The sequence below is a fragment of the Frigoribacterium sp. Leaf44 genome, from assembly GCF_001421865.1.
GTDB lineage: Bacteria > Actinomycetota > Actinomycetes > Actinomycetales > Microbacteriaceae > Frigoribacterium.
Map to the genome: position 1 here is coordinate 394,952 of NZ_LMLG01000001.1, position 17,186 is coordinate 412,137.

Annotated in this window: 6 protein-coding genes and 1 other RNA gene; 6 read left to right on the forward strand and 1 reads right to left on the reverse strand. The window is 73.9% G+C overall.

The window, feature by feature from the left end; all coding sequences use genetic code 11:
• The first annotated feature begins 41 nt into the window (after positions 1–41).
• Positions 42–2,201: a phosphate acetyltransferase gene (pta, locus tag ASE87_RS01940; protein WP_056225512.1), complete on the forward strand. Its 2,160-nt coding sequence runs from the start codon at positions 42–44 to the stop codon at positions 2,199–2,201.
• The gene (locus ASE87_RS01945; protein ID WP_056225514.1) at positions 2,198–3,391 is read left to right on the forward strand and encodes an acetate/propionate family kinase; all 1,194 of its coding nucleotides are present in this window, start codon (positions 2,198–2,200) and stop codon (positions 3,389–3,391) included. The genes pta and ASE87_RS01945 overlap by 4 nt, the downstream gene beginning before the upstream one ends.
• Before the next feature lie 133 nt (positions 3,392–3,524).
• Here ASE87_RS01945 and ASE87_RS01950 read toward each other — a convergent pair whose 3' ends face one another.
• Entirely contained in the window at positions 3,525–4,205 is a 681-nt protein-coding gene (locus tag ASE87_RS01950) for an SDR family oxidoreductase (RefSeq protein WP_056225516.1), read from the reverse strand.
• 54 nt (positions 4,206–4,259) lie between these two features.
• Here ASE87_RS01950 and ffs point away from each other — a divergent pair.
• The 4 genes from ffs (at position 4,260) to recR (ending at position 17,186) form a co-directional block, all read left to right on the forward strand.
• Positions 4,260–4,356, forward strand: an RNA gene (gene ffs / locus ASE87_RS15680) — signal recognition particle sRNA small type.
• 576 nt (positions 4,357–4,932) lie between these two features.
• A complete protein-coding gene (locus ASE87_RS01955) occupies positions 4,933–13,929 on the forward strand; it encodes a hypothetical protein (RefSeq protein WP_157489635.1) in 8,997 nt (2,998 codons plus the stop codon).
• A 137-nt stretch (positions 13,930–14,066) separates the two neighbouring features.
• The gene (locus ASE87_RS01960; RefSeq protein WP_056225521.1) at positions 14,067–16,583 is read left to right on the forward strand and encodes a DNA polymerase III subunit gamma and tau; all 2,517 of its coding nucleotides are present in this window, start codon (positions 14,067–14,069) and stop codon (positions 16,581–16,583) included.
• Positions 16,584–16,586: 3 nt separating this feature from the next.
• Positions 16,587–17,186, forward strand: coding sequence for a recombination mediator RecR (gene recR, locus ASE87_RS01965; protein WP_043595550.1), 600 nt, complete (start codon positions 16,587–16,589; stop codon positions 17,184–17,186).

Consider the following 17,186-nt stretch of genomic DNA (forward strand, 5'->3'; position numbering starts at 1 on the left):
TCCCCGGCGGCTCGAAGGCTGCCGCCCGTAGGCTGGCGGGCGTGTCGACACGCATCTACATCACCTCTGCCGAAGGCCACACGGGCAAGTCCACGATCGCGCTGGGCGTGCTCGACACGCTCAGTCACGAGGTGGGCCGCGTGGGGGTGTTCCGACCCGTTGCCCGCTCGACCGACGAGCGCGACTACGTGCTCGAGCTGCTGCTGTCGCACGACAGCGTCGACCTGGCCTACGACGAGTGCGTCGGCGTCAGCTACGACGCGGTGCACGCCGACCCCGACGCCGCCCTCGCCACGATCGTCAGCCGCTTCGCCGCCGTCGAGCGCCAGTGCGACGCGGTCGTCGTGATCGGCTCCGACTACACCGACGTCGGCAGCCCCACCGAGCTCTCGTACAACGCCCGCATCGCGGCCAACCTCGGCGCGCCCGTGCTGCTCGTGCTCGGCGGCCGCAGCGCCGACGGGCAGACGCGGCGCTCGGGCGCCGACATGCGCCAGGTCGCCGAACTGACCACCGCCGAGCTGCGTTCCGAGCACGCGAGCCTCCTGGCCGTCGTCGCCAACCGGGTCGACCCCGACCACCTCGACGAGGTCGTCGACGGCATCGGCCACGCCCTCGAGGCGTCACCCACCGGCCGCGTCCCCATCTGGACGTTGCCCGAGGACCGGGTGCTCGTCGCCCCGACGATGCGCGCCGTGCTGCAGGCCACCGGCGCGACCCTGTTGAGCGGCGACGACGCCCTGCTCGACCGCGAGGCGCTCGGGGTCGTCGTGGCCGCCATGTCGATGGAGAACGTGCTGCCGCGCCTCACCGAGGGTGCCGTCGTCGTCGTGCCGGGCGACCGCTCGGACGTGCTCGTCGCCACCGTGCTCGCGCACGCCTCCGAGACCTTCCCCTCGCTCGCGGGCATCGTGCTCAACGGCGGGTTCGCCCTGGCCCCGCAGGTCGAGCGCCTGCTCGAGGGGCTCGACAGCCCCCTGCCGATCGCCACCACGAGCACCGGCACCTACGACACCGCCCTCGCCATCACCCAGACGCGGGGCCGACTCGCCGCGGACTCGCCCCGCAAGTACGACCTCGCGCTCGCTCTCTTCGAGACGCACGTCGACGGAGCCGAACTGCTGCGCCTGCTGCAGGTCAGCCCGTCCGGCGTGGTCACCCCACTCATGTTCGAGTACCAGCTGCTCGAGCGGGCACGAGGGGCGCAGAAGCACATCGTCATGCCCGAAGGCGACGACGACCGGGTGCTCCGAGCCGCCTCGACGTTGCTCCAGCGCGGCGTCGCCGCGATCACGCTGCTCGGCGACGAGACGGCCATCCGCGCCCGAGGGGCCGAACTCGGTCTCGACCTCGCCGCCGCCCGTGTGCTCGACCCGTTCGACCCCAGCCTGCAGGTGCTCTTCGCGACCGAGTACGCCAAGCTGCGGGCGCACAAGGGCATCGCGGTCTCGCAGGCGATGGACACGGTCACCGACGTCTCGTACTTCGGCACCATGATGGTCAAGCTCGGTCTCGCCGACGGCATGGTGTCGGGCGCCAAGCACACCACGGCGCACACCATCCGGCCGGCGTTCGAGGTGATCAAGACGCTGCCCGACGTCGGCGTCGTGTCGAGCGTGTTCCTCATGGCGCTCGCCGACCGGGTGCTCGTCTACGGCGACTGCGCCGTCATCCCCGACCCGACGGCCGAGCAACTCGCCGACATCGCCATCTCGTCGGCGCAGACCGCGCAGCAGTTCGGCATCGAGCCGCGCGTCGCGATGCTGAGCTACAGCACGGGCGACAGTGGCTCCGGTGCGGACGTCGAGAAGGTCCGCGCCGCCACGGCCCTCGTGCGCGAACGCCGACCCGACCTGCTCGTCGAGGGACCGATCCAGTACGACGCCGCGGCCGACCCGACCGTGGCCGCCGCCAAGATGCCCGAGTCCGAGGTCGCCGGTCGGGCGACGGTGTTCATCTTCCCCGACCTCAACACGGGCAACAACACCTACAAGGCCGTGCAGCGCAGTGCGGGCGCCGTCGCGATCGGCCCGATCCTGCAGGGCCTCCGCAAGCCGATCAACGACCTGTCGCGGGGGGCGCTCGTGGGCGACATCGTCAACACCGTCGCCATCACCGCCATCCAGGCCGGCACGCAGGCCGCCGCAGCCGAGGCCACCAGCACCAGTACCGCAACCAGCACCCAAGGAGCCTCCTCGTGAGCACCGTCCTCGTCGTCAACTCCGGCTCGTCGTCGTTCAAGTACCAGCTGATCGAGCTCGAGGGGGAGCGCACGCTCGCCAGCGGCCTCGTCGAGCGCATCGGCGAGGCGGTCGGGTCGACCCGCCACCGCAACGAGGTCACCGGCGACGAGACCCGCAACGACACCCAGCCGATCGCCGACCACGCCGCCGGCTTCGCCGCGATGCTGACCGCCTTCGACGCGCACGGTCCGTCGTTCGCCGAGTACCCGCCCGTCGCGGTCGGCCACCGCGTCGTCCACGGCGGTGAAGAGTTCGACCGCGCCACGGTCGTCACGACCGACGTCGAGAAGGCGATCGAGCGTCTGTCGGCCCTCGCCCCGCTGCACAACCCGGCCAATCTGCAGGGCATCCGCGCGGCGAAGGAGGCCTTCCCGGACGTGCCCCACGTCGCGGTCTTCGACACGGCGTTCCACCAGACGCTCGCCCCCGCGGCCTACACGTACGCGATCGACGCCGAGCTGGCGAAGCAGCACCACGTCCGCCGCTTCGGGTTCCACGGCACGTCGCACAAGTACGTCAGCGAGAAGACCGCCGAGTTCCTCGGTCGCCCCCTCGCCGAGCTGAAGACCATCGTGCTGCACCTCGGCAACGGTGCCTCGGCCGCCGCGATCGACGGCGGTCGGTCGATCGACACGAGCATGGGCATGACGCCCCTCGAGGGGCTCGTCATGGGCACGCGCTCGGGCGACATCGACCCCGCCGCCGTCTTCCACCTGCACCGCGAGGCCGGTCTCGACTTCGCCGAGCTCGAGACGCTGCTCAACAAGGGGAGCGGGCTGCTCGGCCTGACCGGCAGCGGCGACATGCGCGACGTGCAAGACAGCGCGTCCCGCGGCGACGCCGTGTCCGAGGCGGCGCTCGCCGTCTACCGGCACCGCCTGCGGCACTACATCGGTGCCTACGTCGCGCAGCTCGGTGGCCTCGACGCCGTGGTCTTCACGGCGGGAGTGGGCGAGAACAACGCCCTGCTGCGTCGGCGCACGTTGATGGGCCTCGAGTTCTTCGGCATCCACGTCGACGACGACCGCAACGAGCTCGCCTCCCGTGACGCACGCTACATCTCGCCCGAGGGGTCGAAGGTCTCGGTCCTCGTCGTCCCGACGAACGAAGAGCTCGAGATCGCCCGTCAGGCCGCAGCCGTCAGCTGAGACGTCGGGCCGGGTGGACGACCCGGCCGCCCCGACGACACGAGAGAGCCCCGGTGCGCAGGTCGCGCCTCCGGGGCTCTCGTGTCTCGGTCGACGGCCTCCGGGCCGTCGGACGACGACCAGGAGGCGCGGGTCAGTACTTGATGGTCGCCAGCGCGTCCGAGACGGTGACGTCGCCCGAGACGGCCTCGAACTGCGTCTTGACGGCGGTGCCCTCGATCAGCGCCGTGGCGATGATCTCGGCCACGTCGGCGCGGGGGATGCTGCCGCGCTCGACGGTCGTGCCGACTGTGACCTGGCCGGTGCCGGCGTCGTCGGTCAGGCCACCGGGACGGACGATCGTCCAGTCCAGGCCCTCACGACGGCGGAGGTCGGCGTCGGCCTCGCTCTTCGCACGCATGTACACCTGGTACACGTCGTCGTCGTTCGCGGCGGGGAGCTCGGCGCGGGCCGGGTCGAAGTCGTCCGTGCCGATGGCCGAGACCATCACGTAGCGCGTGACGCCCGCCTTTTCGGCGGCGTCGGCCAGCAGGACGGCCCCGTCGCGGTCGATGGTCAGCTTGCGCTCGGCGCCGCTGCCGCCGCCACCACCCGCGGCGAAGACGACGGCGTCGGCTCCGTCGAGGTGGCCGGCGAGCGTGTCGACGTCGGTGTTCTCGAGGTCGAGGACGAGGGCACGGGCCCCCGCGGTCTCGAGGTCTGCGGTGTGGTCGGGGTTGCGGACGATGCCGACGGGGTCGTGCCCGGCGTCGGCGAGTCGGCGTTCGAGGAGCTGGGCGATCTTGCCGTGTCCTCCGGCGATGACGATTCTCATGCCCCCAGGCAACACCCCGGGTCGCGGCGACCACTCAGTTGCCGCTAAACTCGTCGAGGCTCCTCACGTGGCGTCATCCAGGCCAACTCCCCCAGGGCAGAAATGCAGCAAGGGTAACCGGGCTCTGGCGGGTGCGTGAGGGGTCATCTTCTTTTAACGCGCCGCCGCCCCTGCGGCGCTTCGGCGCGGCGTCGTGCGTGGTGCGTGGGGTGTGGCCGCTCGCGTTCTGTGGGGGGGTGCGCCGCCGCCCCTGCGGCGCTTCGGCGCGGCGTCGTGCGTGGTGCGTGGGGTGTGGCCGCGTGCGTTCCGTGGGTGGCGCGACGCCGCCCCTCTCCTCCTCGTCGCCGTGGCCCCCCTTCGTGGGGGTGCGCGATCCGGGTGCTCTCCGTCTATGCTCGGCACCACGACGAGACCGAACCAGCTCGTCGGGAGCGACCAACCACCGCTCCGGCCGCACCCCTCACCACGGTGCGACCATGCGCGACGGCGCCGTCGCACCCGCACCACACGATCAGGATCAGGACCGATGAGCCCCTCACCACGGCACGTCAGCAGCACCCGCACCAGGCGAACGAGCCCGCGCACCGCGCGGTAGTCCCGTTCGCCTCGTCGTCGTCCCCGGGCGGCGGCACCGCGGCTCACAACAGAACAGCAGCACCTCCTGCCTCACCAGCGGGAGTTCTTCGGATCAGGCGGCGGGCTCGTCCCGTCAGGAAGAGGCACACCCATGCGAAGCCAGGCGATCGAGCGTCCTCGGCGCTCCCACGCGTCCCGCGCATTGAAGGCGACGGCCGCGGCCGTCGTCGCGGCGGTGGTCGGGGCGCTCGTCGTCGTCGTCCCCGCCCAGGCGGCCACGACCGACCGCAGCGAGGCCGAGGCCTCGATGGTCGGCGGCTCGGGCATCGTCTCGCTCGACCAGGTCGCCGCCCTCGGCGGGGCCTACTCGGCCTTCGGCACGACGCAGAACCCGCCGACGTCCCGCAACCCCCTGAACCTCACCGCGGTGAACGCCCTCTCGGTCGGTCTCGGCAACGGCTTCCGCCTGCTGGGCGCGAACGGTCTGCTGCAGCTCGGCGTCGACGGCCAGTACGCGAGCGCCACCGCGACGGGTGCCACCGCCTCGGCCGGCCTGATCGGTGCCGACGGGTCGATCGCCGCAGGCAGTGGCACCCCCGGTGCCGGTGCGACGCTGAACCTGCAGCCCCTGCTGGCGTCGGTGCCCGCCACGAACGGCGTCCTCTCCGACGTCCGCCTGGGCCTCGGCTCCCTCTCGTCCCAGATCAGCCAGCAGCGTGGAGCCACGGCAGGGACGCCGACGACGGCGTACCAGGTCGCCGGCGCGCGCTACACGATGACGAGCCCGGCCGTCCAGGGCGTGACCACGTCGCTCCGCGGCACGGTGACCGGGCTCGGATCGACGGTCAACGCGGTGGCCGGCAGCGGTGCCGTGACCGGGCTCGCCACCTCGATCACCGCACCGCTCACCACGGCCGTGAACGGACTGCCCCTCGGGGGAGCGGTGACCCTCGGTCAGCCGGTCGTCGGGGTGACGGCGACCGTCGACCTCGACTCGACGATCTCGACCGAACTCGCGAGGCCCCTGACCTCGGGCCCGGTGACCATCACTCCGAGCACGGGGCAGGTGATCATCGACTTCGGCGCCCTCAACGGCCTGCCCGCGAACAGCGACCTCCTCAGTCCCGCGACGATCACCGCCATCACCAACGGCGTCACCGACATCCTGCAGAACCAGCTGCCGACGAACCTGGTCGCTGCGGCGAACGCCGCCGTCCGGGCCACCGCCGCGACCGTCGACCTCCGTGTCGGTCTGCGCATCGACCTCGGTCTCGCGACGGTGAACGAGACGCTCACGACCCGCACCGTGACGACGATCGGGCAGCTGCTCGACGGCACCACCCCGGCGACCGCCACGACCGTCACCGGGTCGGGTCTCGTCGGTGCGCTCGGCGCCACCGTCCTCCGCAACGCGCTCCTCCCCGTCGTCGGCACCCTGCTCGGCTCCGTGGGCGGCCTCTACTCACCGCTCGTGGACGGCACGGCGCTCGCCGCGACGACGACCACCCTGCGCACCACGACCGCCGCCGTCGTCACGACCCTCGCTCCGCTGACCACCCTGCTTAACCAGCTCGTCCGCGTCACGATCAACGCCCAGGACGGCGTCGGCTTCCGTGACGGCCGGGGCACCGACGCGGGCTCGAGCTCCGTCCACGCGGTCAGCCTCTCGGTCCTGCCGCTCGTGAACGCGTCCCGGGTCGACCTCGCCACCTCCACCGTCCGGGCCGCGGCCCTCACCCCCCTGAGCATCGCCACGCCCACCGCCGGCCAGGTGTTCGTCGTGCCGAACGCTCCCGGAGCCACCCGCAGCGTCGTGCTGACCGGTGCCGGCGAGCCCGGTGCCACCGTCAGCGTCGACCTCGGTGCCGGTCTCACGGGCACCGGCACGGTGGCCGCGGACGGCAACTGGAGCGTGACCATCGCGTCCGTGCCCGCGGGGGCCTACAGCGCCTCCGTGACCCAGGCCCTCGGCACCGCGACCACCGGTCCGGTCACGCGCGACTTCACCGTCGTCGCCCAGCAGCCGCTCGTCGTCACCGCGCCCACCGCCGGACGCGTCTTCACCGTCCTCGACGCCGACTCCACGACCCCCGTGATCGTCTCGGGCACCGCCACCCCCACGGCCACCGTCGCCGTCGACCTGGGCGGCGGCCGCACCGCCACCGCGCTCGTCGCCGCGGACGGCACCTGGACGACGACCGTCGCGGGCGTGCCCGTCGGGGGCTACACCGCGTCCGTGACGCAGGCCCTCGGTGGCGACGTCTCCGCCGCCGTGACGCGCGCCTTCAGCGTCGTCGCCGGTGCGGGGCTCACGATCACGAGCCCGACCTCCGGCACGCAGTACCGGCTGCCCGGCGCCGACTCGACCCGTGACGTCACCGTCTCGGGCACCGGTCAGGCCGATGCCCCCGTCGCCGTCTCGCTCGGCGGCGGCCGCGACCTCACCGCGACGGTCGCCGCCAACGGCACCTGGTCGGTGACCTTCCCGGCCCTGCCGGTCGCCGCCTACACGGCCACCGCGACGCAGACGGTGGGAGGCGCGGTGTCCGCCCCGCAGACCACCGACTTCACCCTCGTGGCCGCGACCGGCGTGACGATCTCCACGCCTGCGCCCGGTGCGACCCTCACGGTCGCCGACGCCACCTCGACCACCCCGGTCACGGTGACGGGAGCCGCCGAGCCGAACGCCCCCGTCCGGGTCGACCTGGGCGACGGCTACGTGGCCACGACGACGGCCGACGGCACGGGCGCCTGGTCGGCGACCGTCTCGTCCGTGCCCGTCGGGCCCCGGACGATCAGCGTCACGCAGACGGTCGCCGGCGTCGTCTCGGTGCCGGTCACGCAGCCGCTGACGGTCGCCGCCGGCGCGCCGCTCGACATCCTCGCCCCGGCCGAGGGCACCACGGTGCGCGTGGCCGACAGCGCCTCCTCGACCACCCTGACCGTCTCGGGCACCGCCCAGGCCGGCGCCGACGTCCGCGTCGACCTCGGTGACGGCCTGACCGGCCGGGTCACGGCGGACGCCACGACCGGCGCCTGGTCGGTGGACGTCGCCGGCGTGCCCGTCGGTCAGCGCACGATCTCGGCGACGCAGACCGTCGGCGGCACCGTGTCGCCGGCGCAGACGCGCGTCGTGACGATCGTCGCCGGGACCCCCGTCGCCATCTCGACGCCGGCCCCCGGGGCAACGATCCCGATCGTCGGCGGCACCACGGCCGACGTGTCCGTCACCGGCACCGCCGACCCGGGGGCGACCGTCACGGTCGGCCTCGGCGCCGGCTTCGAGGTGCCGGCCACGGTCGACCCCGCCACGGGCGCCTGGACCGCGGTCATCCCCGACGTCCCCGCCGGTGTCCGCACGCTCGGTGCGACGCAGACCCTGGGCGGAACCACCTCCGCACCGGTGACCCAGCAGCTGACGATCGCGCAGGGAACGCCCCTGGCCGTCACGGCACCGCTCGACGGCGCCGAGTACTTCGTCCCGGGACCGCAGGACACGACGCCCGTCGTCGTCTCGGGCACGGGCCAGGTCGGGGCGACCGTCGCGGTCGACCTCGGCGACGGGCTCGTCGGCCAGGTGATCGTCCCGGCCTCGGGCCAGTGGTCCGTCACCGTCGCCGGCGTCCCGGTCGGTCCGCACACGGTCTCGGTGACCCAGAGCGTCAACGGCTCCACCTCGGACGCTGTCACGCGGGACATCCGGGTCAGCGTCGGCGGTGACGTCGTCATCACGGCGCCCGTCCTCGGGGCCCAGCTGGTCGTCGCCGACGACCGAGGGACCGCCGCCGTGACCGTCTCGGGCACCGGCGTGACCGGTCTGCCCGTCGTCGTGACGGTCGACGGCGTCGACCAGGATCCGGCCGTGCCCGTGGTCCCCGACGCGCAGGGAGTCTGGTCGCTCGAGCTCACCGGGGTCGCCATCGGCGACCACGTCGTGGGCGCGAGCCAGCAACAGGGCCCGGACCTCCTCGAGGCCGAGCCGACGGACTTCTCGGTGGTCTCGGCCGAGGCCGACCTCACCATCACCGCACCCGGTGACGGCGACGTCATCACGGTCGCCGGCACCGGCAGCACCACCGCCGTCGTCGTGACCGGCACGGCCTACCCGGAGGCGTCGGTCGAGGTGACCCTGGCCGGTGTCGTCACCCCGACGACCGCCGGGCCCGACGGGCTCTGGACCGTCACGGTCCCGGGTGTCCCCGTCGGCGACCAGGTCGCCTCCGTGACCCAGACGGTCGGCGGCACGACGACCACCGAGCCCGTGACCCAGGCCTTCGAGGTCGCAGCCGGGGCGGACGTGGCCATCACGACCCCCGCCGCCGACGTCCGCTACGTCGTCGCCTCGCCCGCGGCCACGCAGGACGTCCCGGTCGCCGGGACCGCCCAGCCGGGCGCTCGGATCACCGTGACCCTCGACGGCGTCGAGGTCGGCAGCACCCTCGCCGACCCCACGACGGGCGCCTGGGCGGTCACCCTCGTCGGCGTCGGCGTCGGCGAGCGCGTCCTCGGGGCCTCGCAGGCCGTTCGCGACACCGTCCAGCAGGCCGGCACGCGCGTCGTGACGATCGACCCGGCGGCCCCGCTCACCATCGTGGCCCCGGCCGACGGCGTCCCGATCGTCCTCGCCGACCCCGCCTCGACCACGACCCTCGTGGTGTCGGGCCAGGCCGAGCCGGGCGCGGTCGTCCGCGTCGACCTCGGCGACGGCCTCACCGACACGGTCACGGCCGGCACCACGACCGGCGCCTGGTCGATCTCGTTCGACGACGTCCCCGTCGGCACGCGGACGATCGTCGCGACCCAGACGGTCGGCACCTCGGTCTCGGTCCCCGAGACGCGGGTGGTGCAGATCCTCGCCGGTGCCCCCCTCGTCGTCGTCGCTCCCGCCGACGGTTCCGTCGTCGACGTGGCCGGGCCGGACGTCGTCTCGACGGTGACGGTCTCGGGCACCGCGGCCGCGGGCGCCACCGTCGACGTGGTCCTGGACCCCGCGACCGGTGCCGACCTCGTCGCGACCGTCGCGGCGGACCCCACCACGGGCGCCTGGTCGGTCGACGTGGCCGGCGTGCCCGTCGGTACGGTCGACCTGTCGGCGACGCAGAGCATCGGCGGGACCACCTCGCCGGCGCAGGAGAGCTCGTTCGAGGTCCGCGCGGCCACCCCGGTCGTCATCATCGACCCGGACGACTCCGTCTTCACCGTGCTCGACCCGGCCGGCACCATCGACGTCCCCGTCTCGGGTACGGCGTCACCGGGTGCCGAGGTCTCCGTCCGGCTGAACGGGGGAGCGGCCGTCACCACGACCGCCGACCCCGCCTCGGGTGACTGGTCCGTCGTCCTCGCCGACCTGCCCGTCGCCACCTACCAGGTGACGGCGTCGCAGGCCGTGGCCGGCACGACCTCCACCCCGGTCCTGGCGGCCTTCGAGATCGTGGTCGGCGACGAGCTGACCGTGTCGCAGCCCACGCCCGGTGCCGTCGTGACGGTCGCCGACGCGACCGCCTCGACCGCCGTCACGGTCAGCGGCACGGCCGAGCCGGGGGCGACCGTCCGCGTCGACCTCGGCGACGACCTCGTGGCCTCGACGATCGCCGACCCGACCACCGGCGCCTGGAGCGTCGTGGTGGCAGGCGTCACGGTCGGAGAGCGCACGCTCACCGCCACCCAGGCGCTCGGCACCTCGGTGTCGGCCGCCGTCACCCAGCCCCTCTCGGTGGTCCCCGCCGCCGCGGTCGTCATCGAGGCCCCCGCCGTCGGGACCGTCGTGGCGGTGGCCACGCCGGACGCGACGACCGACCTGGTCGTGTCGGGCACGGCCGAGCCGGGCGCCTCGATCGACGTCGACCTCGGCGACGGCCTGACCGCCACCGCCCCGGCCGACGGCACGACCGGCGCGTGGAGCGTCACCGTGCCGGGAGTCCCGGTCGGTGACCGCACCATCGCGGTCACCCAGACCGTCGACGGCTCGACCTCGACCCCGGTCACGCGGGACGTGTCGATCGTCGTGGCCCCCGCCGCGCCCGTGATCGTCACGCCCACCCCGGGTGCGACGGTCTCCCTGCTCGACCCGGCCGGCACCACGTCGGTCGTCGTCTCGGGCACCGGTGAGGCCGGCGCCACCATCGCCGTCTCGCTCGGCACGGGCCTCACGGCCGGCGCCACCGTCGGGCCCGAGGGCGACTGGCAGACGACCGTCGACGGAGTCCCCGTCGGCGACCACACCCTGACCGCCACGCAGACGATCCGGGGCGCGACCTCGGCCGCGGCGTCGCAACCGTTCACGGTCGCGGCGGCGGCGGGTCTCGTCGTCGACCGGCCCACCGACGGCACGACGGTCGTCGTGCTCGCCGCGGGCGACACCGCCCCGGTGGTCGCGTCCGGCACGGCCCAGCCCGGAGCGACCGTCACGGTCGACCTCGGTGACGGCCTGGTCGGGACGGTCGTGGCCGACCCGACCACCGGCGCCTGGAGCGTCACGGTCGACGGCGTGCCGGTCGGCGACCGCACCGCCTCGGTCACCCAGACCGTCGACGGCGCCGTGTCGACCCCGATCACGCGGGACGTGTCGGTCGTCGTGGCCGCTCCGGTGACGATCACCTCGCCGCCCGCCGGGTCGTCGATCGTCGTGGAGGACGCCGACGACACCACGGACGTCACGGTCTCCGGCACGGGTCAGCCCGGCGCGACGGTCGTGGTGGCGGTGGGCGACGACCTCTCCGAGACGACCACGGTGACCCCCGAGGGCACGTGGACCGTCACGGTGGGCGACGTTCCCGTCGGCTCGTACCCGGTCGTCGTCACGCAGACGGTCCCGGCCGGTTCGACGACTCCCGCCACCCAGCAGCTCGACGTCGTGGTCGGCACGCCGGTCACGATCACCGAGCCGGCCCCGGGTGCCACCGTCGTCGTCCTCGACGGCCAGACCACGCCGGTCACCGTGTCGGGCACCGCCCAGCCCGGCGCGACCGTCACGGTCTCGCTCGGTGACGACCTGACCCGGGCCGTCCCGGCCGACCCGACGACGGGGGCGTGGACCGCGACCTTCGACGCCGTGCCGGTGGGCGCCGGACCGATCTCGGTGGTGCAGCAGTACGGCACCGTCACGACGGTCCCCGTGACCCAGCCGTTCGCGGTCGTCGCGGCAGACCCGATCGAGATCACCGACCCGGCGACGGGCACGCGCCTCCTCGTGCTGTCCGTCGACTCGACGGTGGACCTGCCGGTGACCGGTTCGGCTCAGGTCGGCGCGACCGTCGCGGTGACGCTCGACGACGGCACGGCCGTCACGGTCGACGTCGACGACGACGGCACCTGGACGACCACCTTCACGGGGGTCGGCGTGGGCGAGCACGTGGTGTCCGCGACGCAGACGGTCGCCGGGTCCGAGTCGGCTCCGGTGACGACCACGGTCGTCGTCGAGGCCGCCGCCACGCTGACCGTCACGGCTCCGACCGACGGGCAGCAGTACCAGGCGGGCGACTCCGGCACCGCGCCGGTCGTCGTCCGCGGCCAGGGACAGCCGGGCGCGCCCGTCGCCGTCACGGTCGACGGGGGAGACCCCGTCACCACGACGGTCGACGACGCGGGCTCGTGGCAGGTCCCGGTCGTGCTCGCCACGGGGACGCACACCGTCTCGGTCGTGCAGACCGTCGGCGACGCGACCAGCGTCCCCGTCGAGGTGCAGGTCGTGATCGTGCCCGCCCCGGCCGACCCCGCCGTCGCCCCGACCATCACCTCGCCCGCCGACGGGCAGCTCGTGACGGACGCCGACGGCGACGGCTTCGTCGACCTGCCGGTCACCGGCACGGGCGAGCCCGGAGCCACCGTCACGGTCTCCGTCGGCGGCACCACGCAGACGGCGACCGTCACCGACGGGGGCACCTGGTCGGTGACCCTGCCGGCGGTCCCGGTCGGCACGCGGACCGTGGTCGTCGAGCAGACGGTCTCGGACGTGGTCACCGGCAGTGCTTCGGTGGACGTCGTCCTCGCCCCCGCCGCGGAGGTCGCCCCGCTCGTGGTGACCTCGCCCGAGCAGGGGTCGATCCTGCCCTCGGGCACGGAGGGCACGGCCGACGTCCTGGTCGGCGGCTCGGCCCAGCCGAACGCCTCCGTGGCCGTGAGCCTGGACGGCGGCCTGCCCGTCACGGTCGACGTGGACGCCGACGGCGCCTGGTCGACCACGCTGGTGGGCGTCGAGCCGGGGCAGCACGCCCTGTCGGTGACCCAGACCGTGGGAGGCGCGGTGTCGGCACCCGAGACCGTCGTGTTCACGGTCACCGCGGCCGCGAACACCGACGCCGTCGTCATCACCTCGCCCGCTCCGGACGCGTTGATCGCCGACGCCGACGACGACGGCGTCGAGGACGTCACGGTGACGGGCACCGGCACACCCGGTGCGCTCGTCACGGTCGACCTCGGACAGGGGACGACGCAGATCACGGTCGTCGCCGACGACGGCACCTGGACGGTGACGTTCGTGGGCGTCCCGGTCGCGGCCTACGTGCTCACCGCCACGCAGACCGCGGACGCGGGCACGACGACGGCCACCCAGGACCTCGTCATCGCCGCCATCGATCCGATCGTGATCACGAGTCCGCTGCCGGGCTCGGTGTTCCCGGCCGGTCAGGGCGGCACGACGACCGTCACGACCACGGGTACCGCCGAACCCGGCGCGACCGTCACGGTCCGGCTCGACGCGGGTGACGCCGCCGTCGGACCCGTCACCCGGGTCGCCGCGGATCGCGTCCTGGTCGTCACGGCGGACGCGGCGGGTGCCTGGACGGTCGTCTGGGAGGACGTGGCCGTCGGGCCGCACGTGGTCGACGCGACGCAGACCGTGGCGGGAGCCACCTCGGCCCCGGTCACGACCGGCTTCACGGTGACGGCCGCCGCCAGCACACCGGGCACGCCGGGCACGCCGGGTACGCCCGGTACGCCGGGCACGCCCGGGACCCCGGGCTTCCCGGGTCTGCCCGGTGCGGGTGGCGGCTCCGGCGACGGAACCGGCGGGGTCGCGACCGCGGGCGTCACGGGACTCGCGTACACGGGTTCCGACGTCCTCGGAGGGTTCTCCCTCGGGGCCTTCGCCCTCCTGCTCGGGCTGGCGCTGGTGCGTCTGCGTCGCCGGGGGAGGAACGTGGCGGAGTAGCCGGAACGGGCGCGTCACACCGGAGGGTCCGTCGTCTCGACGGGCCCTCCGGTGCGTCCGGCGGGCACCGCACCGGACCGGGCGGAGCAGGGCCCGCGCCGTCGACCGTTGTCGGTCGCCCCGACTACTCTTGCTCTGTGGTCACCGCCCTGTATCGCCGTTACCGGCCAGAGAACTTCGCCGAGCTCATCGGGCAGACGCAGGTGACCGATCCGCTCCGCACGGCGCTGCGCACCAACCGCGTCAACCACGCCTACCTGTTCAGCGGCCCCCGCGGCTGCGGCAAGACGACGTCGGCCCGCATCCTGGCTCGCTGCCTGAACTGCGCCCAGGGCCCGACCGACACCCCGTGCGGCGTCTGCGCGTCGTGCGTCGAGCTCTCCCGCGACGGCGGCGGCTCGCTCGACGTCATCGAGATCGACGCGGCCAGCCACAACGGCGTCGACGACGCCCGCGACATCCGTGACCGGGCCGTGTTCGCCCCGGCCCGCGACCGGTTCAAGATCTTCATCCTCGACGAGGCCCACATGGTCACCCCGCAGGGCTTCAACGCCCTGCTGAAGGTCGTCGAAGAGCCGCCCGAGCACGTCAAGTTCATCTTCGCGACCACCGAGCCCGACAAGGTGATCGGCACGATCCGGTCGCGCACGCACCACTACCCGTTCCGCCTCGTGCCCCCGGCCCAGATGCTCGAGTACGTCCACGAGCTCTGCGAGAGCGAGTCGGTCGAGGCCGCCCCCGGCGTGCTCCCGCTCGTGGTCCGTGCCGGCGGCGGGTCCGTGCGCGACACCCTCTCCCTCCTCGACCAGTTGATGGCCGGCAGCGAGAACGGGGCGATCGAGTACGAGCGCGCCGTCGCCCTGCTCGGGTACACCCACGCCTCGCTGCTGGACGACGTCGTCGAGGCGCTCGGCGCCCGCGACGGCGCCGCGGCCTTCGCGGCCGTCGACCGGGTCGTCCAGACCGGTCAAGACCCCCGGCGGTTCGTCGAAGACCTGCTCGAGCGCCTGCGCGACCTCATCGTCGTCGGCGCGACCGTCGAGGGCGCGTCGGCCGTGCTGCGGGGCGTCACCGCCGACGAGCTCGACCGTCTCGTGCACCAGTCGCACGCCTTCGGTGCCGCCGAGCTCTCCCGCTCGGCGGACGTCGTGAACCGCGCCCTCACCGACATGACCGGGGCGACGTCGCCGCGGCTCCACCTCGAACTGATGATCGCGCGCGTCCTCGTCCCCGAGAGCGACCAGACGGGTCGGGGTGCCCTCGCCCGGGTCGAGCGTCTCGAACGACGCGTCGGCGTCGAGGGCCCCGGCTCCGCCTCGTCGGTGGCGCCCGGCCCGTCGACCGAGGCCCGACCGGCCGAGGTCCGGCCCGCGTCGGGCCGACCGACGTCCTCCGTCGCGTCGTCGGCTCCGGTCTCGGCGGCTCCTGCCGCGACGTCTCCTTCCGCGGCACCGGTCGAGGCCACTCCGTCGACCGAGGCCGCGGGCGGTCCGTCGGCCGTCGAGAGCGCGACCGCGTCCTGGGCGACGGCCGCCCCGTCGGCCCCGGTCGCGCCCGTCGGCTCCGCCGCTCCGGCGACGAACGAACCCGCGCCTCCGTCCGCGCCGCACTCGGCCGCCTGGGCACAGACCCCCGACACCGGCCAGGGCGCCGGGTCGGGCGCGGCTCCCGTCACGCTCCAGCAGATGCGCGACAGCTGGCCCGAGATCGTCGAGGTCGTCCAGAAGGCGCGGCGCACGGCCTGGATGGTCGTCGTCACGGCCACCGTCGTCGACTTCGCGGACGACGTGCTGACGCTCGCCTTCCCCAGCGCCAACGACGTCGAGAGCTTCAAGCGTCCCCAGGGGGCGGCCGAGGGCGTCAGCGAGTACCTGCGACGGGCGATCGTCGACGTGCTCGGCGTCAAGGTCAAGTACATCGCCCGGGTCGAGGGCGACGGGCCCGCGGGTCCCACCCCCACCGGTGCGCCGCCGGTCGACGCGTCCGTCCCGCCCGCGACGTCGAGCCCGCAACGAGACACCGGCCGGTCGGCCGCACCGGTGACCGACGCCGGGCGGCAGGCTTCCGCTCCGTCATCCCAGGGGTCGACACCGGCCGACTCGGGCCGCACGACGGCCGCCACAGAACCGGCAGCGCGCCAGGACTCCGCAGCGAAGGCCGCGAGTCCTTCCCGGACCCCGGCGGCGGCCACGAAGCCGACGTCCGCCGAACGGGCCACGGCCCCGGCGTCGACCGAGCGACCCGGTTCCCCGGCGCCCGTCACCGGGTGGGACGTCGCCACCATCCCGCAGACCCCGCCCCCCGAGCCCGACGAGCCCGAGCACATCACCGAAGAGCCACCCGGGGGCGTCCCGACGGTCGACGCCGCGCCCCCGCCGCCCGAGGTCGACGCGGCCGCGGCAGGCCGTTCCGGCGCGGGTGCGTCGCCTCGGGCAGCCACGACCTCGACTGCGGCGTCGGCGGCTCCGGCTCCGGATCTCTCCACGGGTGCCGGCCCGTCGGTGGCCGAGCGTCGCGCCGCCACCGGCGACCCTCGTCGAGGCATCCCTACCGGGTCGCGCTACGGCGAGGCCGTCGTGCGCGAGATCCTCGGGGCCCAGTTCATCGAAGAAGAGACGATCGCCCCCCGGGTCGCGCCTCAGAGAAGCGAGTAGCGCGTGTACGAAGGCATCGTCCAAGAGCTCATCGACGAGTTCGGTCGCCTCCCCGGCATCGGGCCCAAGTCGGCGCAACGCATCGCGTTCCACATCGTGCAGAACGAGTCGTTCGACACGTCACGCCTCGCCGAGCTGCTCGTCGACGTCAAGACCAAGGTGCGTTTCTGCGAGATCTGCGGCAACGTCAGCGAACAAGAGACCTGCAACATCTGCCGTGACCCGCGTCGCTCGCCGGCCACGATCTGCGTCGTCGAAGAGGCCAAGGACGTCCAGGCCATCGAGCGCACGCGCGAGTTCCGCGGCCTCTACCACGTGCTCGGTGGGGCGATCAGCCCCATCGACGGCATCGGTCCCGACGATCTGCGCATCCGCCAGCTGGTGCAGCGTCTCGCCGACGACACCGTCCAAGAGGTCATCATTGCCACCGATCCCAACCTCGAGGGCGAGGCGACCGCGACGTACCTCTCCCGGATGCTCGCGCCCTTCGGCCTCCGGGTGACGCGGCTGGCCTCGGGCTTGCCCGTGGGCGGCGACCTCGAGTACGCCGACGAGGTCACGCTCGGCCGCGCCTTCGAGGGCCGCCGGCTCGTCTCCGAGTGA

Coding starts and splice junctions, on each gene's coding strand:
- ASE87_RS01950 (WP_056225516.1), bottom strand. CDS start 4,205: ATGAGAATCGTCATCGCCGGAGGACACGGCAAGATCGCCCAGCTCCTC.
- ASE87_RS01955 (WP_157489635.1), top strand. CDS start 4,933: ATGCGAAGCCAGGCGATCGAGCGTCCTCGGCGCTCCCACGCGTCCCGC.